This is a genomic window from Agrobacterium tumefaciens (genome assembly GCA_025559845.1).
In the GTDB taxonomy this organism is placed as follows: domain Bacteria; phylum Pseudomonadota; class Alphaproteobacteria; order Rhizobiales; family Rhizobiaceae; genus Agrobacterium.
This window is the reverse complement of the sequence record CP048470.1, coordinates 591,479-610,268: the sequence shown is the minus strand read 5'-3', so window position 1 is coordinate 610,268 and position 18,790 is coordinate 591,479. Positions and strand designations below refer to the sequence as shown.

The following is an 18,790-nucleotide window of genomic DNA, read 5'->3' as shown; positions in this document are numbered from 1 at the left end:
CCGATTGTTCAGATGCCATCGAAAATGGCATGTCTTGTGGACAGGGACCTGTCAAGCTTTGTCAAAACGGCAGGTTGCCCGCCATGGCATGGCGAGCAACACGTTATGCGTCAATAATGTATGGTCATCCCTGTAGCGTCATGGTGGATTTGCGGTGGCGCCGACGTAGCAGGACATAAAGTCCTGCAGCCAAGATAACCAAGGCTACGGTTGCCCCGGCGCCGACACCAATTTGTGCCATGACCACCAGGTTGGAGGCTGGGCCGCCATTACGGATAACCTGAACGTCATCTGGCGTTACGGCAAGATCGGCGTTCCCGTAATGTTTGAAGATGTAGTTGGCAAGTGATGCCACTTCGACGTTGTTAAGCGACGTCAACGCATTGGACTGATCACCAAACGGTGGCATGAATGCGTGGTCGTCTCCGGTATGACGGTCAACACCATAGAGGATCGTTGCGATCAGATTGACGCCGTTGTCACCAGCAGTTGCGGCGTTCTTGAACAGGCTTGGGTAATATCCGTCACCTGTGCCCTCAGCGTTGAAGCCATGGCACGATGCGCAATTGGCGGAGTAGATTTGCGCACCGGAGTTTACGCCGGCGAGGCCCTTTGCATAGTTTTGACCGCGGAACCCGGTCAATTCATTCGCCGCGCTGCCCAGATCGAAGCGGGTCGGAGCTGCCGCCTCTTTCGCAGGGCGAGCGGATGGCACGCTGCGAATATACGTGGCTATCGCGTTGAGATCGGCATCTGTCAGGTGCTGGAAGCTGTAGCTGATCGCTTCTGCCATGCTTCCGGCCGCCTGGGCGCGGTGATCCAGTCTACCGGTCTTCAGGTAGGTCACGAGGTCCTGCTGGCTCCAGGAACCGATACCGGTCACCTGGTCGTTGGTGATGTCAGGCGCATACCAGGGGCCGACCTGGCCACCGCTGAGATTGGCAGCTTTCTGCTCCTGCATAAGCAAGCCACGTGGCGTGTGGCAGGTGCTGCAGTGTGCAGCACCCTCGGCGAGATATCGCCCACGGTTCCATTCGGCCGACCGCTGTGGATCATCCACATGGGTTTCGCTGGGGCGGAACAGAAGGTTCCAGCCCATCATCGACGCCCGGATGTTCATCGGGAAAGGAAGGCTGGTCTGCGGGGCCTCTTTCTCAACCGGCTCGACGCCCTGCATGAAATAGGCATAAAGTGCGTGTATGTCCTCATCCGTCATCGCAGAATAGGACACATAAGGCATCGCCGGGTAAAGATTGGCACCGTCGGCACGAACGCCCTTTCGGACAGCGTTGGCAAATTCCGCTTCGCTGTAATTTCCGATACCGAATTGTTTCGATGGCGTGATGTTGGTCGACATGATCGTGCCAACGGGAGAGGCCATCGGTAAGCCGCCGGCCATTGGTTCGCCGCCATGATGATTTGTATGGCAAGCGATGCAATCGGCGGCGGTGGCGAGGTATTTGCCTCTGTCCACCAGTTCTTTCGAGAACTCCTGCGCAGTGCTGATGCCCGGCAGGAAAGCGCCGAGAGCCAAGGCGAGAGCGAATGTCTTTTTAGTCATGATCATGCGCCCCGCATCTGGCTGACGATTGCATCACCGGCCTTGATGGCAAGAGCGGTCATGGTGATCGTGCTATTGCCGCAGGCTGTGGATGCCATGGCGCCACCGCCGGGAATAAAAAGATTTTCGTGGTCGTGTGATCGGCAGTCGGCATCGACAACGGAATTGCTCGCGTCGTTACCCATGATCGTGCCACCCATGATGTGCTTGCTCTGGTTGAACTTGGGGCTGATCTTGACGTCGGTCGCGCCCATCGCCTCGGCGATGCGACGACCGATCGGCAGCGAATAGACTTCGGCAGATTTGCGAGTGTACTCGCCGACATCGTAGTGGATCGATGGCTTGGGCAAGCCGTGCCAATCTTTCTTTTCGGATAGAGTCAGTCGGTTGTTCGGGTCGGGAAGGACTTCGTGCGCGGCGACGATATCGGCCGTGCAGGCTGTCAGCCGGCGGATTTCGGCGTCGAGCGCCTTGCCGACGAGGCCCTTTTTCAAGGCTGCGAAGGTGACGAAACGGTTGCGGGCGAAGTTGTTGAAGCGGAAATAAGCGCCAGCGTGTTCGGAGCGAAATGCCCCTTGGGACGTTTCCATAATGCCGCTGTTGACGACGGGTCCAACGCCTGCCCAGAAGGGTTCCTTCGTCGTCACGGTCAATGTGAGCTGAGGGTGATCCATCATGTTGCGGCCGACCTGATCGGAACTGTTGGCGACCCCGTTTGGATTGCGGTCGTCTGCCGACATCAAGAGCAGCTTGGGATTTTCGAGGCCATTGCAGGCGAGCACGAAAAGCTTGCCGGTGACACGATGTGTCTGTTTGTTCTGATCGAGGTAATGGACAGCCTCGATCTTGTTCTGTGCATTGGTCTCCACCTTGTAGACGACAGAATCGGCAAGGATCGTGGCGCCTTTGTTTTCCAGCCGATGTAGCGAGGTTGCCGCATCGTATCGTGCTCCAACGGGACAGACCGGGACGCAGTTGTTGCTGGCACAACAGGCGGGGCGGTCATCGTAAGGCATGCCGCTGTTGCGCGCCTGCGCGACTGGAATGTTGTTGTATCCCAAAGTCTTTACGACCTCGGTGAAACGGTTTTCGCCGGGAGAAAACGGCAAAGCAGGCATGGGGTAGGGTGCAGAACGCGGGCGTTGCGGCCATTGCAGCGCAGGGTCAGAGGGGCCGCAGATGCCAAGCTTTTTCTCAGTGCGGACGTAATAGGGCTCGAGCGTGTCGTAGTCGAACGCCCAGTCGCGGCCAACGCCGTAGAGAGATCGAAGACGCATGTCTTCGGGTGTCAGGCGCCAGGATGTGCCGGCCCAGTGCCATGTGGAGCCCCCGGCGTAACGAATGAAGGTCTGGGCGTAACTGTCGGGACCGCTCAATTGAAGATAGGCATCTTCCGGCTTTTCTCCGCCGGTTGGATGGGGTGCCCAGGGACGCGGTGGATAGGCAACGGATGTGTCGCCTTTGACACCGAGTGGGGCGTTTCGGAAGTTCTCGACGACTTCGGCGCGCGTAACGCGCGGCCCGGCCTCGATCATCAAAACGGAGTGGCCGGCATCGAGCAACTGTTCTGCAATAACGACGCCAACGACGCCCGTTCCGACGATGACGACGTCGGCACTATTCTTGGTAGCCATGGGAAAGGTCTTTTCTTCGCTGGGTTTTCTTAGAAACGCGGCATAGCCGAGAGCGGCACGCTTGGACGGTGCCACATGTTTGGGCCAGTCAGTCCGTAAGACGGGATCGTCACCATATCGCTCGTCGTCTTGAAGGTGAGCGCTTCTTCGAAGGTGAAGACCGTCGCGTCGCGCTTTTCGGAGGAACAGCCGCTATACCAGGCAGATATCACCCAAAAAGCGAAATCCTTCAGTTCTCCATCCGGAACGTCGGGGAAGAAGTCCTCAACGACTCTCGCGTTGTTTTTCTCTGCAATGGCGATGATTGCATCAAGCATCTCGGAGCAGCGGGCGTATTGCTTGGAGGCCGTTTCTGCGATGCGCGCGCCAACATCGGCATTCAGCCGATGGTCGATCAACAGGTTGGACATTCTCATGAAGCGCCCGCTCATGTCGGCGGCATCTGTCGCTGCAAGCGACAGCGGCGGACAGAGTGTAGCAAGCATGCTGCCGCCGATGAGGCTTGCTCCGCCGAGCAGCAAGCTGCGGCGAGATAAAGTGTTGGGTGTTTGGGGCACTATCGTTCGTCCACTTCAATGATTGAAACCGCCGCGCAGGAAAAACCAGGCGCGAAAACGCCGGTTGCGGAGCGTTGCGCGAGCGGGCAAGGTCGGGCAATATTTGCCCTGCGGCAGCCTCTATCGAGTCTCGTAAAAGGTCGGCGCGTTGTTATGGGGAGGGAAGCTGTATTCAGTCATGGATTCAGTCGTGTCATCGATGCTGGAGGTCTGCGACAACAAGGCGCAGCGTCCTTCCATAAATTAGTTGGATTACTGATAATCAGCTACGCCACTAATTTCCTATTGTCAATTCTGGGAAGAGGCACTGGCAGTCTTAATGCTTACAGCCGCGCATATGCTTAACACCCACGGTATCCTTCTGCGGCGTTGCCAGCAGGTCGCCTTGGGCATATTTACCGAGGAAGCGGAGGACATTGGCTTTTCTCCGACACAGTTCAGCGCACTTGCCTTTGTGCAGATTGAACCTGGCATTCAACAGAACATGCTTGGCGAACGCATCGCCCTTGATCGCTCTTCGGTCACCAAGTGTGTCGAGATTCTGGAGGCACGCGAACTGATCACACGAACGGTTGACCCCTCTGACAAACGCGCCCGCCTTCTCCACATCACGCCGGCAGGGATCGAAGTTCTGGATCAACTCACCAAAGCTGCTGCCCGTGCCCGCGCCCGGATTGAAGCCTCCATGGGGAAGGATCAGTTCCAGGCGTTCCTCAAGAGCATGAATGATTTCATCGCGGTGCCTGCATCTGAAAAGCAGGACAAGGATTGAATTGTCGCCGCAGTATCATGGCTGCTAGCAAATTCGTGTAGAGCTCCCAGAGAGCCAGAGTTCTCAGTTGTAAGAGAAAAAAATACACAGAGACGAGTTATCTCCGCCTCTGTGTATGAAGAGTGTCATTCAGAAATGAAGTCGGTCGATATTGATACCGAACGCCATTCCGCGAGAATTGCCGCGTCTCTGCGATGTTTGTCTTCAATCGCGGCGACGGTGTCACTGCCGAGGGGCAGTCTCAGAGGGGGATTGGCGGCATCTGCGAACTCGAGGAGAACTGCCGCCAGCTTTTTCGGATCACCGGGCTGGTTGTGGCTGAGGTCGGTTGCTACCGAGCGGACCATTCCGGCGGTGGCTGCGTAGTCGTCGATAATGTTTGTGCTGACGGACAGCGAAGTGCTGTCGAGAAAATCGGTGCGGAAATAGCCCGGTTCGATCACTGTCACATGGATACCAAGCGGTGCGAGTTCATCGTGCAGGGCTTCACTTATTCCTTCAACCGCGAATTTGGTCGACGAATAGACACCAAATCCCGCAGCACCGCGATAACCGCCGATCGAGGAAATATTGAGTATGCGACCCGAGCGCGCCTTCCGCATATGCGGCAGGATTGCGCGTGTGACATTCAGGAGGCCGAAGACGTTGGTGCGGTAAATTGCTTCTACCTCGGCGGCAGAAGCTTCCTCAACCGCTCCCATAAGTCCGAAGCCGGCATTGTTCAGGAGGACATCGATGCGACCGAAGCGGGCGATTGCTTCACGTGCTGCCGTTTCGGCCTGCTGTTCGTTGGTGACATCAAGCGAGATCGGCATCAGATTGGGATGTGTTCCGAAACGATCGGTTATCGCCTTCGGGTTACGGGCCGTGGCGACGACGTTATCTCCATTGGACAGAGCCAACTCAGTGACGAGAGCGCCAAAGCCGCGGGATGCACCGGTGATAAACCAGGTTTTCATGGGTATTCTCCTTGTAAGATGAAGATGTTGATGAGCCGTCGTCGGATTATGAGCGGGCGACGATGAGGAAAGATCAGGCAAGCACTTCAGCAAGTTCGATCAGATTGCCGAAGGGATCACAGAAGAACGCGAGACGCCGGCTGATCGCGGGCAGTTCAAAGGGTTCGGTCACGATGGTGACGCCGCGTTTTCGCAGTTCCTCAACCGTATCGATGACGCTGGTGACGTTCAGGCAGAAATGGTGGTAGCCGGCATATTTCAGGCTGTCTCCGAGGCCCGCGTATGGACGAAGCTCGATGGGAGCGGGATCGCCGCCCCCCAGTATTTCGATGTAGAAATGGTCGTCCGTCGCTGGGGCAAGATAAGCGAGTTGCTCATCTGCGTAATTCCATTCCGCGACCACCCGGAAATCAAGTTTCTCGACATACCAGCGTTTGGCACTTTCAAGGTCAGGTGTGCGAACGGCGACATGGTGCCCGTTCATGCCGGCAAATGGCGATGTTTTGTTTTGAGGGGGAGTAATAAAGTCGGCCATGGGTTTCTCCTTGTCGGTAAAGCGTACAGAGGCTTGCGAGGAGAAATCTGGACCCTTTTCATATTTTTGATTAGAGAGGTAATTCTCTCTTCAGTCATGAGCAGGGTTCATTAATGCGTGCAGCCGATCTATCTGAACTTGCAGCTTTCGATGCCGTTGCTCGGCATCGAAGTTTTCGTCGGGCGGCGGAGGAGAGAGGTGTGACCGCATCCGCAATCAGTCACGCGGTCAGCAATCTCGAGGCACGGGTGGGCATACGCCTGTTGAACCGGACGACACGCAGCGTTTCGTTGACAGACGCTGGCGCAATGCTTCTGGCACAGCTTTCACCTGCATTCGGAGACATTGGTTCAGCGCTCGATGCGTTGAACCAGTTTCGCGATACACCTTTTGGAAAAGTTCGCATCAATGCGCCGAGTTCGGTCGCGCCTTTCGTTTTCCGCTCGGTCATGGCACCGCTGATAACGGCCAATCCCAATCTTGAAGTTGAGATTGTTACAACGGATCGACTGGTGGATATCGTCGAGGAGGGGTTCGACGCCGGGATAAGGCTCGGAGAAAGCCTTCGGGATGGTATGACGGCGGTAAAGATCAACCCTCGTCTCAGGTTTGCGGTGGTTGGTTCGCCCGCATATCTCGCCACGCATCCGGCTCCGAAATCTCCGGAGGAATTGCAGGCTCATGTCTGTCTGCGCAACATTTACCCTAGTGGCACGCCATATCCCTGGGAGTTCAGTCGAGCTGGAAAAATCATTGAATTTCAACCGTCGGGACCGCTCTCGCTTGATGACCACGAGTTGATGGTTGAGGCAGCGCTTTCCGGCATTGGTCTCGCCTATGTTTGGGAGGAGAGGGCACGTCCCCATATCGCCGATGGCAGGCTGGTAGAATGCCTAGCGTCCTGGAGCGCTCCGATGGAATGGCTCTACATCTATTACCCGACACGCAGGTATATATCCGCAGGCTTGCGTGCCGTGATTGAAGCCTTACGGGTCTAGCGAGACCGGATCAGGCGGTTAACGGGTTCCCGCCCATTCGGACAATTCTCGTTCTGCCCGTTCGAGCGCGCTGTAGTTTAACAGCTTGCGCAGGAAGGCGACGGTCACTGCGCGCGTTCTGAGATTATATCGGCCTTCAGCTTCATCGTCGCCGGCGGCCTGATGAACGTTCAGTTTTTCGTAGAGACTTTGTAGGCGATTTTGCACGCTGCGTAGCGAAAGATTGCGCCGACGGGCAATCGCCTTGTCAGTCAGACCGAGTGCAACATCGACCAGGATTTCATACTCGGAGTCGGTAAAGCCGTGGGCTTTGCCCAGGCTTTTTTCCTGTAGACCGCGCACTTCCCTGTCGATCACGCATTGTGCCTCGATGAAAATGCTGCGCAATGCCAACCGCAAGCGGTCGTCGGATGCCGATTTCAAAACATAGCCATAGGCTGCGCCTTCCGGAACAATTCGGGACACCCCTCGGACGTAGGCCTCGTCGGAGTAGTTCGACCAGAACAGGATGCGAGTATCAGGTCTTTCCTTCCAGATTGTGCGAGCAGCCTCAATGCCATTACGCTCGTTCATCTGTAAATCCATGACGATGTGAGCCGCGCGGTTTTCGCGTGCGAGTTTTTCGCCGGTCCTGCCGTTTGCAGCTTCCAGAACGGTGTCGCATTCCGGCAGGGCGGCCCGCACTGCTTCGTTAAGATAGGCGCGGTGCAAAGCGTCGTCCTCAACAATCAACACATCCATGTCAAAGCTCCTTGCGCCCGTCAAAAACATCCTTGGGCAAGAAAACGGTGATGCAGGTACCTTTAGCCTGATCGTTCCTGCCAATCTCAAACCGAGCGGAAATCAGCCGCGCCCTTGTTTTCATGTTGCTGATGCCATGACCGCCGACACTGCGATTTTTGCCACCGCCCGTACCGTCGTCGCTGATTTTGACCCTGAGGCCACCATTCACAATCGATAATGTCACCGCAATCGTTTCGGGTTGGGCATGGCGGATTGCGTTGTTGATTGCCTCCTGTACGATACGGAAGAGCGAAATCGCCACTGTTTTATCGAGCGTTTCGACCAGACCATCCGTATCGTCGGCGACTGACCAGTTGATGATATATCCGCTGTCGCGCACGGACCGGTCCACATAGGTTTCGATTGCCTGCACGACACCAAACAATTGCAGAATTGAAGGCTTTGCCTCCTCGATGATTTCACGCAGATCCTGCATGCAATGCTGGAGGCTTCGCACCACCGGCTCGAGCATCTCACCGGAGAGGTCTGTCGTATAACTCATCCGCTCGATACGTCGTGCAAGCCGCGTCAAATCCGCCAGTGTCTGATCGTGCAGATCCATGCCTATGCGTTGTCGTTCGGCCTCCAGCGCTTCTGTCAATTGTAGGGCGCCCAGCCGAAGGCCCTCCTCGCGGGCGTTGGCACGGGCTTCTTCAATCGCGGAACGCTTTGCCTGCTCCGCGGCGCGGATCGCGTAAAAATAGGGGGCCAGCAAATCCGCGACGGCGCGGGCATTGGTGACATCCTCCATCGAGTAGGCATTGGATTGATGTGATGAACAACTCAAAGCGCCAATAATGTCTCCGTGTACCTTCATCGGCACATGCAGACGGCTATGCAGATTGAGCTCTATGATCGGGCTGGAAAAGGCGCCTTCGAAATGGAAACGTGGATCCGCGCAGGCATCCCCGCTCAAGAGATAGTCGACCTCGCCTGACAGCACCGAGCGGATCGGGCTTCCCGTCAAAAGTGCCGGTGGCTGTCTGCTCCAAGCACTTGCGAGGCCACTTTCATAGGCAATGTGGTATTTGTCGTCGAGTTGCTTGATGCAGACATCAAGATGGTCATGCGGGATGATATGGGTGACCTCGGTCGCCACTGCCTGAATGATCGCATTGAACTCGAGCTGCCCGGCAAGCAGACGCGAAATGCCCATATAGTGATGGAAAAGAGCGCTTTTTGGCGTGTCCAGCATGTGCGGACGCCCTCCCAAGCGCCTGCCGTATCGATATCGGGTGTCACACGAGCACCAGCAGCTTATAGTGCGCTTCACGGTGCTGTTCGTCTTGCGGGTTCCCGCATCCTTTCTGCGGAAACGCGCAGGAATATTGCCGTTATGCGCCTATACAAGCCCAACCTTCTTGGTCATTCTCGCTTGTACTGGGGAAAGGAGCTCCAGTGCAAAGGAATTTCGACTACCGCTGAGGAGATTTGCGGGAGATCGGATTTCCGGCCCGTAAAGGGCAAGCCACCAGGGAGGAAATCAATGGCTTTCAGGAAGATGCTTTTGGCATCGGTCGCTGTCGCATGCGCAGCGTTGCCGATCGTCGCTCACGCCGATACATCGGCAAAAAAAATTGCGCTATCGAACAATTATGCTGGTAACTCATGGCGCCAGGCCATGCTCACGAGCTGGGACAAGATCACCAAACAGGCAGTGGCCGATAAACAGGTCGCTGCGGCCGATCCGTTCACGACTGCGGAGAACCAGGCGACCGAGCAGGCCGCCCAGATCCAGAACCTCATTCTTCAAGGTTACGATGCGATTGTCATCAATGCTGCATCTCCTACCGCGTTGAACGGTGCGGTTAAGGAAGCTTGTGACGCGGGTATCATCGTCGTTTCCTTTGACGGCATTGTCACGGAGCCATGCGCATGGCGTATTGCCGTGGACTTCAAGGCCATGGGTGAAAGCCAGGTCGACTATCTTGCGAAAGCAATGCCGAAGGGCGGAAACCTGCTGGAAATCCGCGGCCTGGCAGGTGTCTCGGTCGATGACGAGATTCACGCCGGCATTGCTGCTGGCGTTGCCAAGAACCCGCAATTCAAAATCGTCGGTTCAGTTAATGGCGATTGGGCGCAGGATGTCGCACAGCGCGCTGTCGCAGGTATCCTGCCGAGCCTTCCTGAGGTTGCTGCTGTCGTGACCCAGGGTGGCGACGGCTATGGTGCGGCGCAGGCCTTTGCTGCTGCAAAGCGCCCGACACCGACCATCGTCATGGGCAACCGTGAAGACGAGTTGCAGTGGTGGAAGCAGCAGAAGGACGCGAGCGGTTACGAAACCATGTCGGTTTCCATTGCTCCCGGCGTCTCAACGCTTGCCTTCTGGGTGGCCCAGCAAATCCTTGATGGCAAGGATGTAAAGAAGGATCTGACCGTTCCCTTCCTTCGCATAGATCAGGGCAATCTCGAGGACAATCTCAAGAACACCCAGAAGGGTGGGGTGGCGAATGTCGAATATTCGCTGGAAGATGCCCAGAAGGTCATCGCCTCAGCCAAATAGGCCCGTGCTTCCTGATCGCAAGAGATTGCGGTGCTCTTTGAAGGGCGCCGCGACCTCGCTCTATTTCTCGTTGCAGATTACTGGCGTATTTGCTCATGAATGACATCATCGAGACCGAAGAGGTCGTCGCCGCGCGCGGTGTGAAAGTCGTATTCGGCGCGGTCAAGGCGCTTGATGGTGCAGATCTTGTTATCCGCTCAGGCGAATGCGTCGGGCTCGTTGGCCACAACGGCGCCGGAAAATCTACGATCGTCAACGTTATCAATGGCGGATTGACCCCGCATGAGGGGGCCGTCTCGTACCGCGGTCACCAGCATCATCACGGCATTGCTGTAGCACGTGCCAACGGTGTGCGTTGTGTCTTCCAGGAGCTTTCGCTCTGTCCGAACCTGACGATCAGCGAAAATGTCAGGGTCATGCACGCGGCGATGAGCGGACGAAACTGGCGCGGCCGTGCGCTTACGATGATCCGGCAGACACTGGATGAAATTTTCCCTGGCCACGGCATCGACTGCGAACTGACTGTTGATGAGCTTTCGATCGCTGAACGGCAAATGGTCGAGATTGCCATCAATTTTTGTCGGAGCCCGGAAGCGCCGAGGCTGGTGATCCTTGACGAACCGACATCCTCACTCGACGCGGGGCTGGCTGAGCAATTGATGGACTATGTCCGTCATTTCGTTCGCGGCGGCGGCTCCGTTTTGTTGATCTCGCACATTCTTGGCGAAATTCTTTCGACGGCGACCCGCATCGTGGTGATGAAAGATGGTCGGGCCGTCGCCAATCGGCCTGTTGGCCAGTTTACCACCCGCACGCTCGTCGAAACCATGGGTAGTGTCGTCAAGGAGCAAGACAGAAGAAAACGTGACGATCTGGGGGCGGGTGACCTGGTTTTGTCTATGCCTGCTCGTAGGGGCGAAGGTCTCGCCTTTAAAGCCTATCGTGGTGAAATCGTTGGGCTGGCAGGTCTAGGCGGTCACGGCCAAACGGAAGCACTACTTGATCTATATCTCACGCAAAACAGCAATTGGCTGCCGTCTCGCAAGACCGACATCGCCTTTGTTGCGGGCGACCGCAGCCTGAACGGCACGTTTCCCTTGTGGAGCATTCTGAAAAACCTCTCCATCGCGTCACTACGCGATATTTCCTCCTTGGGTCTCGTCGACCGGCAAAAAGAAGGTGAACTCGGCGCGCAATGGAAAAAACGTATCGAGATCCGCACGCCTGATATGGGCAACAAAATTCTTTCTCTCTCCGGCGGCAATCAGCAGAAGGTGCTTTTTGCGCGCGCTCTCGCAACTACGGCCGGCACTGTGCTGATGGACGACCCGATGCGTGGTGTCGACATCGGTACCAAACAGGAGGTCTACGATATCTTGAGAACCGAAGCATCTCATGGCCGGACGTTCATCTGGTATTCTACGGAAATGGATGAGATTCGTCTTTGCGACAGAGTTTATGTGTTTCGTGATGGTGCCATCCAGGCGGAATTGATCGGCGAGGATATAACCGAACAGAATGTTCTGGCTGCATCGTTTTCCGGAGGCGATCACGCATGAAGGTCTCTGCGAGCGCTCTACGCCTTATCATTCCTGCCGCCTCCCTTAGCTTTCTTCTCATCGCGGTCTTTTATATGCAGCCGCGCGCCATGAGTTACACGGGCCTCAATCTGCTCTTCAATCTCGCGGTGCCGATCGCACTTGCCACGATTGCGCAGATGCTGATCATGTCCGTCAACGATCTCGATTTGTCGATGGGTACATTCGTCAGTTTCTGTGCCTGCGTAACTGCGACGTTTCTGCAAGATGCGCCACTCGTCGGGATTTTGATCTTCACCGGAGCAATCGCCGTCTATGCGCTGCTTGGCGCCGTCATCCATATTCGTTCCTTGCCGTCCATCGTTGTGACACTCGGCATGAGTTTCGTCTGGGGCGGTCTTGCAGTCCTGATATTGCCATCGCCGGGAGGACAGGCTCCTGCGTTTATCCGCTCCATCATGACGGCAAAACCGCCATTTGTGCCGATTGCCATCGTTGCCAGTATCCTCATCGCTGCCATAGCTCACTACATTGTCATGCGCTCTTCCTTTGGGGTATTGATGCGCGGCGTCGGTGGAAATTTCCGCTCTGTCGAGCGGTCCGGCTGGTCTGTCGTCGGCATTCGTGCTGGTACCTTTGCACTTGCCGGCTTCTTCGCGGTGCTCTCAGGCATTGCACTGGTCGGATTGACGACGTCTGCTGATGCCAACATCGCATTGCGCTACACGCTCCTGTCGATTGCTGGTGTCATTCTGGGCGGTGGGGAATTTGTCGGTGGCCGTGTTTCGCCAATCGGCGCGGTGATCGGTGCACTGACGCTGACGCTCGCGGGCTCGTTTCTGTCTTTCATGCGTATTTCACCTGACTGGCAAATTGGTGCCCAGGGAGCGATCCTTATCATCGTACTTGCCTTGCGCATCCTGCTCAACCGTCTTGAAAAGCGGGAGAAAAATCAATGAACGGTTTTGCTACTCTCTCCAAGAAACCTTGGATCTGGTCTTATGCGGCTGCGGCAGCGGTCTGGACCATCACCGTTCTATTCACCGGTGGCGCGAGCTCCTTTGGTCTCTCGCATGCGGCACTGACATTCGCGGCCTTTTCGGTCATTGTCGGAATTGGCCAGATGTTCGTTATCACGCTTGGGCCGGGAAACATTGATCTCTGCGTCCCCGCCACGATGACGCTGTCCGGCACGCTAGCGCTCAAATTCATGGATGTGTCAGACGGACTGATCCTGCCAGGTTTGCTGGTGGCCATACTGATCGGTATCGGCATTGGCATTGGAAACTACGCGCTCATAAAGCTTCTGCGCATTCCGCCGATCATCGCAACGCTTTCCATGAGTTTTATTGTGCAATCCATTGCGATCTGGTCAAACCGTGGCCTGCGTATCAAACCTCCGGAAACCCTGGCGACATTTGCCACCTCGAGCCTGTTCGGCATTCCAAACGTGGCACTTGTGGCATTGCTGCTTTCTGTCATAGCGTGGCTGTTGCTCGATCGCACGTTTTACGGCCGCTGGATTTCGGCGATCGGGCAAAGCACCTTCGCTGCCCGAATGACTGGCATTCCCGTCGATGGCGCGCGCTTTATCACCTATGTGCTCTGTGCCGTGCTGGCGGCTATCGCCGGTTACCTTCTCGCCAGTTTTTCCGGCGGTGCAGCACTTAACATGGGCTCGGAGTATCTCCTGATGTCTATCGCCGTTGTGGTAATCGGCGGGACAGCCGTCGCGGGTGGAGATTCCAACGTGCCGGGCATCTGGGGCGCCTCGCTCTTCATGTTTCTGGTGGTTTCCATGTTGAATACCTACGGCTTCGGCGCTGGAATTCGCCTCATTCTCACCGGGCTCATCATCATTTCCGTCATTCTACTGGCAAGTGGCCCCAAGGCAACGCGCTGAACCCTGAACAAGAAGCTGCAAGCGGATAACGCACATGACAACAGACCTCACCTCTCCATACGAAATCCATGATGAGCGCTTTCGTCTCCTGATTGTCGGCAATGCCGAACTGGAAGAGCTTTACTCCGGCTGCCGTTGGGCGGAGGGGCCAGTCTGGTTCTCGGACCTGAATTGCCTCCTATTCAGTGATATTCCCAATGAGCGTATGCTACGGTGGGTGCCGGATGGCGGGATTTCCGTCTTCCGCCAGCCCTCAAACTTCACAAACGGAAACACCCGCGATCGGCAGGGGAGGTTGGTATCGTGTGAGCATGGCGGGCGACGTGTCACGCGGACCGAGGTGGATGGCTCCATCACTGTGCTCGCTGACAGTTTCGACGGAAAGCGTTTGAATTCTCCCAATGATGTGGTGGTAAAGTCTGATGGCAGTGTCTGGTTTACTGATCCGACCTACGGCATCCTCTCAGACTATGAAGGTTACAAGGCCGAACCTGAACAGAAAACGCGCAACGTTTATCGGCTGGACCCTGAAACAGGCGAGATCTTGATCGTTATCGACGATTTCGTTCAGCCGAATGGCCTTGCTTTCTCACCTGACGAAACCAGGCTCTATGTTGCAGATAGCTCTTTCAGTCACGACGTTTCCCGCCCGCGCCACATCCGCGTCTTCGACGTGGTTGATGGCGTGAAGCTCGCTAATGGGCGCGAGTTTTGCAACATCGATAAAGGCCTGCCCGATGGTTTCAGGCTGGATACGGCGGGTAATCTTTGGACCAGTGCAGGGGACGGGGTCCACTGCTTTTCTCCGGAGGGTACGTTGCTCGGCAAGATCAAGGTGCCGCAGACGGTGGCAAACCTCACATTCGGCGGCCCAAAGAGGAACCGCCTGTTCATCACAGCAACAAAGTCGCTTTACTCGGTCTATGTCGCGGCGACCGGCGCCCAGGTGCCCTAGACCCAAGAGACGCTGACGCGATTTTGGACCAACCGGCGTGCTGCAAACCCCTTGCTGCACGCTTTTCTCGTCGCGGGCCATCGGTTACGACGGCGCTACTCGTCGCCCATAACATTGCGCTTTCCATTTGCCGCTACTCCAGCGCATCGAACGCTACATAGGCCAATGGAGTTGTTTCTTAATCTGTCCACAAGTTGCTCCTCTTAAGGCTGGAATGGCAAAAACCGAGTGATTTTTCTAGGTCAGGAGCTGTATTGCACGACACATCCCATCGTCTCGATGGCCGCTTGACGTTGGCGCTAGGATGCACTTTTCGTGATTATTTAGATAAATCAGCGTCTTGTCTGGCCGATCTCAGGCCTCGCGATACAAAGGTGATTATTTGTCATGCAAGTTTGACAAGTTGTCTGTTGTCTGTCTAATATCGTGTTAGACAAGACGGCGTTTGAAACTGCGCCTGTTTGCATACTGGAGGAACAATGATTATCACCGACGTCGAAGTGCGGGTTTTCCGCACGACCACGCGCCGCCATTCGGATAGTGCTGGCCACGCACATCCGGGCCCCGCGCATCAGGTCGAGCAGGCCATGCTCACCATTCGCACTGAAGACGGTCATGAAGGGCATTCGTTTACGGCACCGGAGATTGTGCGTCCGCACGTCATCGAGAAGTTCGTGAAAAAGGTGCTCATTGGACAGGACTATCGCGATCGCGAACGTCTGTGGCAGGATCTTGCCCATTGGCAGCGTGGCTCCGCAGCACAGCTTACCGATCGCACACTGGCGGTTGTTGATTGTGCGCTGTGGGATCTGGCCGGTCGCACATTGAACCAGCCTGTATACAAGTTGATCGGTGGTTATCGCGACAAGGTTCTGGCCTATGGTTCAATCATGTGCGGCGACGAAATCGAAGGCGGTCTTGCCACGCCGGACGACTATGGCCGTTTCGGTGAAACGCTTGTTAAGCGCGGCTACAAAGGTATCAAGCTGCACACCTGGATGCCGCCTGTAAGCTGGGCACCTGATGTGAAGATGGACCTGAAAGCCTGTGCTGCTGTGCGTGAGGCTGTGGGCCCCGATATTCGCCTGATGATCGATGCGTTTCACTGGTATTCGCGTACCGACGCGTTGGAGCTTGGTCGCGGCCTTGAAAAACTTGGCTTCGACTGGATCGAGGAGCCAATGGATGAGCAGTCGCTGTCGTCCTACAAGTGGCTTGCTGATAATCTCGATATTCCGGTCGTCGGTCCCGAAAGCGCGGCTGGCAAGCACTGGCATCGCGCCGAGTGGATCAAGTCAGGCGCTTGCGACATTCTGCGTACCGGCGTCAACGATGTCGGTGGTATCACGCCTGCCCTGAAAACCATGCATCTGGCCGAGGCCTTTGGCATGGAGTGTGAGGTGCACGGCAACACGGCCATGAACCTGCATGTTGTGGCGGCAACAAAAAATTGCCGCTGGTACGAGCGGGGACTTCTTCACCCGTTCCTCGAATATGACGACGGGCATGATTATCTGAAATCGCTGTCTGACCCGATGGATCGGGACGGTTTTGTCCATGTGCCGGATCGCCCAGGCCTCGGCGAAGACATCAATTTCGAGTTTATCGAAAACAATCGCGTTCGGTGAAGGCGGCGACGATGAAGAATGTTTTGGCTTTTGGTGACAGTCTGACGTGGGGTGCTGATCCCACGACGGGCTTGCGGCACCCGCCTGAAGGCCGCTGGCCCGAGGTGCTGGCCGCGGAGCTCGGCAGTGCGGTAGCCGTCGTTTCAGAAGGATTAGGTGGTCGCACCACCTGCTATGACGACCATGCTGGGCCGGCCTGCCGCAACGGTGCGAAAGCATTACAGGTGGCGCTTGCCAGTCATATGCCGCTCGATCTCGTGATTGTTATGCTCGGCACGAACGACATCAAGCCTGTTCACGGTGGACGCGCTGATGGGGCGTTTTCCGGCATGCGCCGTCTTGCGCAGATCGTCGATACCTTTCCCTATAAGCCAAGCGGTGCAAAACCGAAACTTCTGATCGTGGCGCCACCGGCCTGTGGCGAAAGCGCGAATGGGCAGCCGGCGGCGGGACGTAGCGTTGCCGAGTCCGAACGACTTGCCCCTCTCTACCGCAAACTCGCCGACGAACTTGGTCACGGTTTCTTCGATGCCGGTTCCGTTGCCTCGGCGTCTACTGTCGATGGCGTACATCTCGAAGCCGTGGAAACGGCGGCGATCGGCCGGGCGCTCGTTGCGCCCGTCCTCGAATTACTTGGTTGAACCGTCCAGTTCCTGTGGAGGAACAGGCTGGCGGGTCTTGTAACCGTAGGCCGTATTCCGTGTGATCGGCCTCAAAAGGAGGAAGCATGAAACATTTTCTAGCAACGGTCGCGTTCGGTGCGCTTCTGGTTTCAGCCATGCCCTACGGCGCCTTGGCCGAGACCCCGGAAGATCAGCTCGTCGTCGCAACGACCATGAACAACATCCTGACACTTGATCCGGCTGCGATCACGGGTCGTGAAACCGTTCAGGTGCTCAACAACATCTACGACACGCTCGTGGTGCTCTCGCCTTCAGATCGCAGCGTTCAGCCGCGAATTGCTGAGAAATGGGAGATTTCCGAAGATCGCAAATCGATCCGCTTCCATCTTCGCAGCGACGCGAAATTCGCCTCCGGCAATCCTGTCACTGCCGGGGACGTTGCATGGAGCCTGAAGCGCCTTCTCGCGCGCAATCTGGCGCAGTCCTCATTCTTGAAAACGCGCGGTTTCACGCTTGACGCTGCCGACAAGCTGTTCGTTGCCGAAGACGACCACAGTTTTGTGCTGAACCTGCCAAAGGCTGATGACCCCAACCTGCTGCTGATGATCCTGGCACAAAATGGCCCTGGTTCCATCCTGGATAGCAAGACGGTCCTGGCTAATGAGAAGGATGGCGATCTCGGTGGCGCATGGCTGACACTGAATTCCGCAGGTTCCGGCCCATTCAAATTGACGCAGTGGAAGTCGAACGAGTTCATCATTCTGACCCGCAGCAGCGATTACTGGGGCAAGGCTCCGGCCATGAAGCGCGTGTTGTTGCGCCACCTGCCGGAATCGCAGTCCCAGCGCCTCCTGCTCGAAAAGGGTGATATCGACGTTGCTTATTCGCTGCAGGCTCCGGACCTCAAGTCGCTTGAGGCTGACAAAGAGGTTGCGATCGAATCCACACCCGGTTCGGGCTTCTATTATCTCAGCGTTTCGATGAAGGACGATCACTTCGCAAACAAGAAAGTGCGTGAGGCGCTTCGTTACCTGATCGACTATGACGGTCTCGATAAGGCGGTTATGCCTTATTACGGCAAGCTTCATCAGCGTCCGCTTTCCACCGGCGTCATGGGCGCCCTGCCGGATGAAGGCTACAAGCTCGATGTCGAGAAGGCCAAGGCGCTTCTGGCTGAGGCGGGTTATCCGAACGGCTTTAAGACAACGCTTCGCGTGCTCTCCGAAGATCCGTTCATGAAAGCGGCGACAGCGATCCAGAATACGCTGGCACAGGCGGGCATTCAGGCCGAACTGATCAGCGGTTCGGGCGACCAGATTTACGGCGCGATGCGTGAGCGTAAATTCGAGATGCTGCTCGGTCGCGGCGGTGGCGGTCAGCAGCCGCATCCAGACAACAACCTGCGCTCGATTGCCTATAACCCCAATAATTCTGACGATGCAAAGCTGACTAACTATCAGAGCTGGCGGACGAGTTTCTTCGATGAGAAGCTGAACAAGCTGATCGAAGAAGCGTTGGTCGAGCAGGATCCGGCCAAACAGGCCAAGCTCTACGAGGGTGTGCAGCAATATATGGACGAGATCGTCATGTCGATCCAGCCGTTCTCGGAAGTCATCGATACCGCCGCGTTCCGCAGCGACGTCAAGGGAATGATCGTCAGCCCGTGGCTCTCTCGTTTCGAAGAAGTGTCGAAAGCCCGTTAATCACCGGCGTCACGAGCAATGTTATGAAAAGGCGTGTCTCAGGACACGCCTTTTTCTTTTGTCATTTCCGCACTCAACAGGATTTCTGTCGCATAGAGAGAACGACAGGATACACGTGGCTTCGGCCCGGCGCAGTTT

17 protein-coding genes are annotated in these 18,790 nt (G+C 56.3%); 10 read left to right on the top strand and 7 right to left on the bottom strand.

Annotated features, from left to right (window positions below):
• Positions 1-124: 124 nt before the first annotated feature.
• Genes FY156_19285 through FY156_19275 form a run of 3 tightly spaced genes read right to left on the bottom strand, consistent with a single transcriptional unit; the run spans position 125 to position 3,755 of the window.
• Positions 125-1,561, bottom strand: a complete 1,437-nt coding sequence (locus FY156_19285) for a c-type cytochrome (GenBank protein UXS03698.1) — start codon at positions 1,559-1,561, stop codon at positions 125-127.
• A gap of 2 nt (positions 1,562-1,563) precedes the next feature.
• Positions 1,564-3,195, bottom strand: a complete 1,632-nt coding sequence (locus tag FY156_19280) for a GMC family oxidoreductase (protein UXS03697.1) — start codon at positions 3,193-3,195, stop codon at positions 1,564-1,566.
• A 29-nt stretch (positions 3,196-3,224) separates the two neighbouring features.
• Positions 3,225-3,755: a dehydrogenase gene (locus FY156_19275; protein ID UXS05150.1), complete on the bottom strand. Its 531-nt coding sequence runs from the start codon at positions 3,753-3,755 to the stop codon at positions 3,225-3,227.
• 382 nt (positions 3,756-4,137) lie between these two features.
• Between FY156_19275 and FY156_19270 the strand changes: the two genes are divergently transcribed.
• Positions 4,138-4,524, top strand: a complete 387-nt coding sequence (locus tag FY156_19270) for a winged helix-turn-helix transcriptional regulator (protein ID UXS03696.1) — start codon at positions 4,138-4,140, stop codon at positions 4,522-4,524.
• Between the two features lie 125 nt (positions 4,525-4,649).
• Here FY156_19270 and FY156_19265 read toward each other — a convergent pair whose 3' ends face one another.
• Both FY156_19265 and FY156_19260 read right to left on the bottom strand, forming a co-directional pair.
• Positions 4,650-5,483, bottom strand: a complete 834-nt coding sequence (locus FY156_19265; GenBank protein ID UXS03695.1) for an SDR family NAD(P)-dependent oxidoreductase — start codon at positions 5,481-5,483, stop codon at positions 4,650-4,652.
• Positions 5,484-5,556: 73 nt separating this feature from the next.
• Positions 5,557-6,018: a VOC family protein gene (locus tag FY156_19260; GenBank protein ID UXS03694.1), complete on the bottom strand. Its 462-nt coding sequence runs from the start codon at positions 6,016-6,018 to the stop codon at positions 5,557-5,559.
• Positions 6,019-6,131: 113 nt separating this feature from the next.
• Here FY156_19260 and FY156_19255 point away from each other — a divergent pair, with 113 nt between their 5' ends.
• Positions 6,132-7,016: a LysR family transcriptional regulator gene (locus tag FY156_19255; GenBank protein UXS03693.1), complete on the top strand. Its 885-nt coding sequence runs from the start codon at positions 6,132-6,134 to the stop codon at positions 7,014-7,016.
• Between the two features lie 18 nt (positions 7,017-7,034).
• On the opposite strand, the gene FY156_19250 is transcribed toward FY156_19255, so the two are convergent.
• Positions 7,035-7,757: a response regulator transcription factor gene (locus FY156_19250; GenBank protein UXS03692.1), complete on the bottom strand. Its 723-nt coding sequence runs from the start codon at positions 7,755-7,757 to the stop codon at positions 7,035-7,037.
• A 1-nt stretch (position 7,758) separates the two neighbouring features.
• Positions 7,759-8,994 carry a GAF domain-containing sensor histidine kinase gene (locus tag FY156_19245; GenBank protein ID UXS03691.1) on the bottom strand — a complete coding sequence of 412 codons (1,236 nt, stop codon included), beginning with the start codon at positions 8,992-8,994 and terminating at the stop codon, positions 7,759-7,761.
• Positions 8,995-9,285: 291 nt separating this feature from the next.
• Between FY156_19245 and FY156_19240 the strand changes: the two genes are divergently transcribed.
• The 8 genes from FY156_19240 to FY156_19205 all read left to right on the top strand — a co-directional run bounded on the left by FY156_19240 (position 9,286) and on the right by FY156_19205 (position 18,652).
• Positions 9,286-10,302 carry an ABC transporter substrate-binding protein gene (locus tag FY156_19240; GenBank protein UXS03690.1) on the top strand — a complete coding sequence of 339 codons (1,017 nt, stop codon included), beginning with the start codon at positions 9,286-9,288 and terminating at the stop codon, positions 10,300-10,302.
• Between the two features lie 95 nt (positions 10,303-10,397).
• A complete protein-coding gene (locus FY156_19235) occupies positions 10,398-11,861 on the top strand; it encodes a sugar ABC transporter ATP-binding protein (protein UXS03689.1) in 1,464 nt (487 codons plus the stop codon).
• Positions 11,858-12,799, top strand: a complete 942-nt coding sequence (locus FY156_19230) for an ABC transporter permease (GenBank protein UXS03688.1) — start codon at positions 11,858-11,860, stop codon at positions 12,797-12,799. The genes FY156_19235 and FY156_19230 overlap by 4 nt, the downstream gene beginning before the upstream one ends.
• Positions 12,796-13,743, top strand: coding sequence for an ABC transporter permease (locus FY156_19225; GenBank protein ID UXS03687.1), 948 nt, complete (start codon positions 12,796-12,798; stop codon positions 13,741-13,743). Before FY156_19230 ends, FY156_19225 begins: the two co-directional genes overlap by 4 nt.
• Before the next feature lie 34 nt (positions 13,744-13,777).
• On the top strand, positions 13,778-14,698 hold the full coding sequence (locus tag FY156_19220) for an SMP-30/gluconolactonase/LRE family protein (GenBank protein ID UXS03686.1): 921 nt from the start codon (positions 13,778-13,780) through the stop codon (positions 14,696-14,698).
• Between the two features lie 479 nt (positions 14,699-15,177).
• Positions 15,178-16,326, top strand: coding sequence for an enolase (locus tag FY156_19215; GenBank protein UXS03685.1), 1,149 nt, complete (start codon positions 15,178-15,180; stop codon positions 16,324-16,326).
• An 11-nt stretch (positions 16,327-16,337) separates the two neighbouring features.
• Entirely contained in the window at positions 16,338-16,967 is a 630-nt protein-coding gene (locus FY156_19210; protein UXS03684.1) for an SGNH/GDSL hydrolase family protein, read from the top strand.
• A gap of 86 nt (positions 16,968-17,053) precedes the next feature.
• A complete protein-coding gene (locus FY156_19205; GenBank protein ID UXS03683.1) occupies positions 17,054-18,652 on the top strand; it encodes an ABC transporter substrate-binding protein in 1,599 nt (532 codons plus the stop codon).
• The last annotated feature ends 138 nt before the right edge of the window (positions 18,653-18,790 follow it).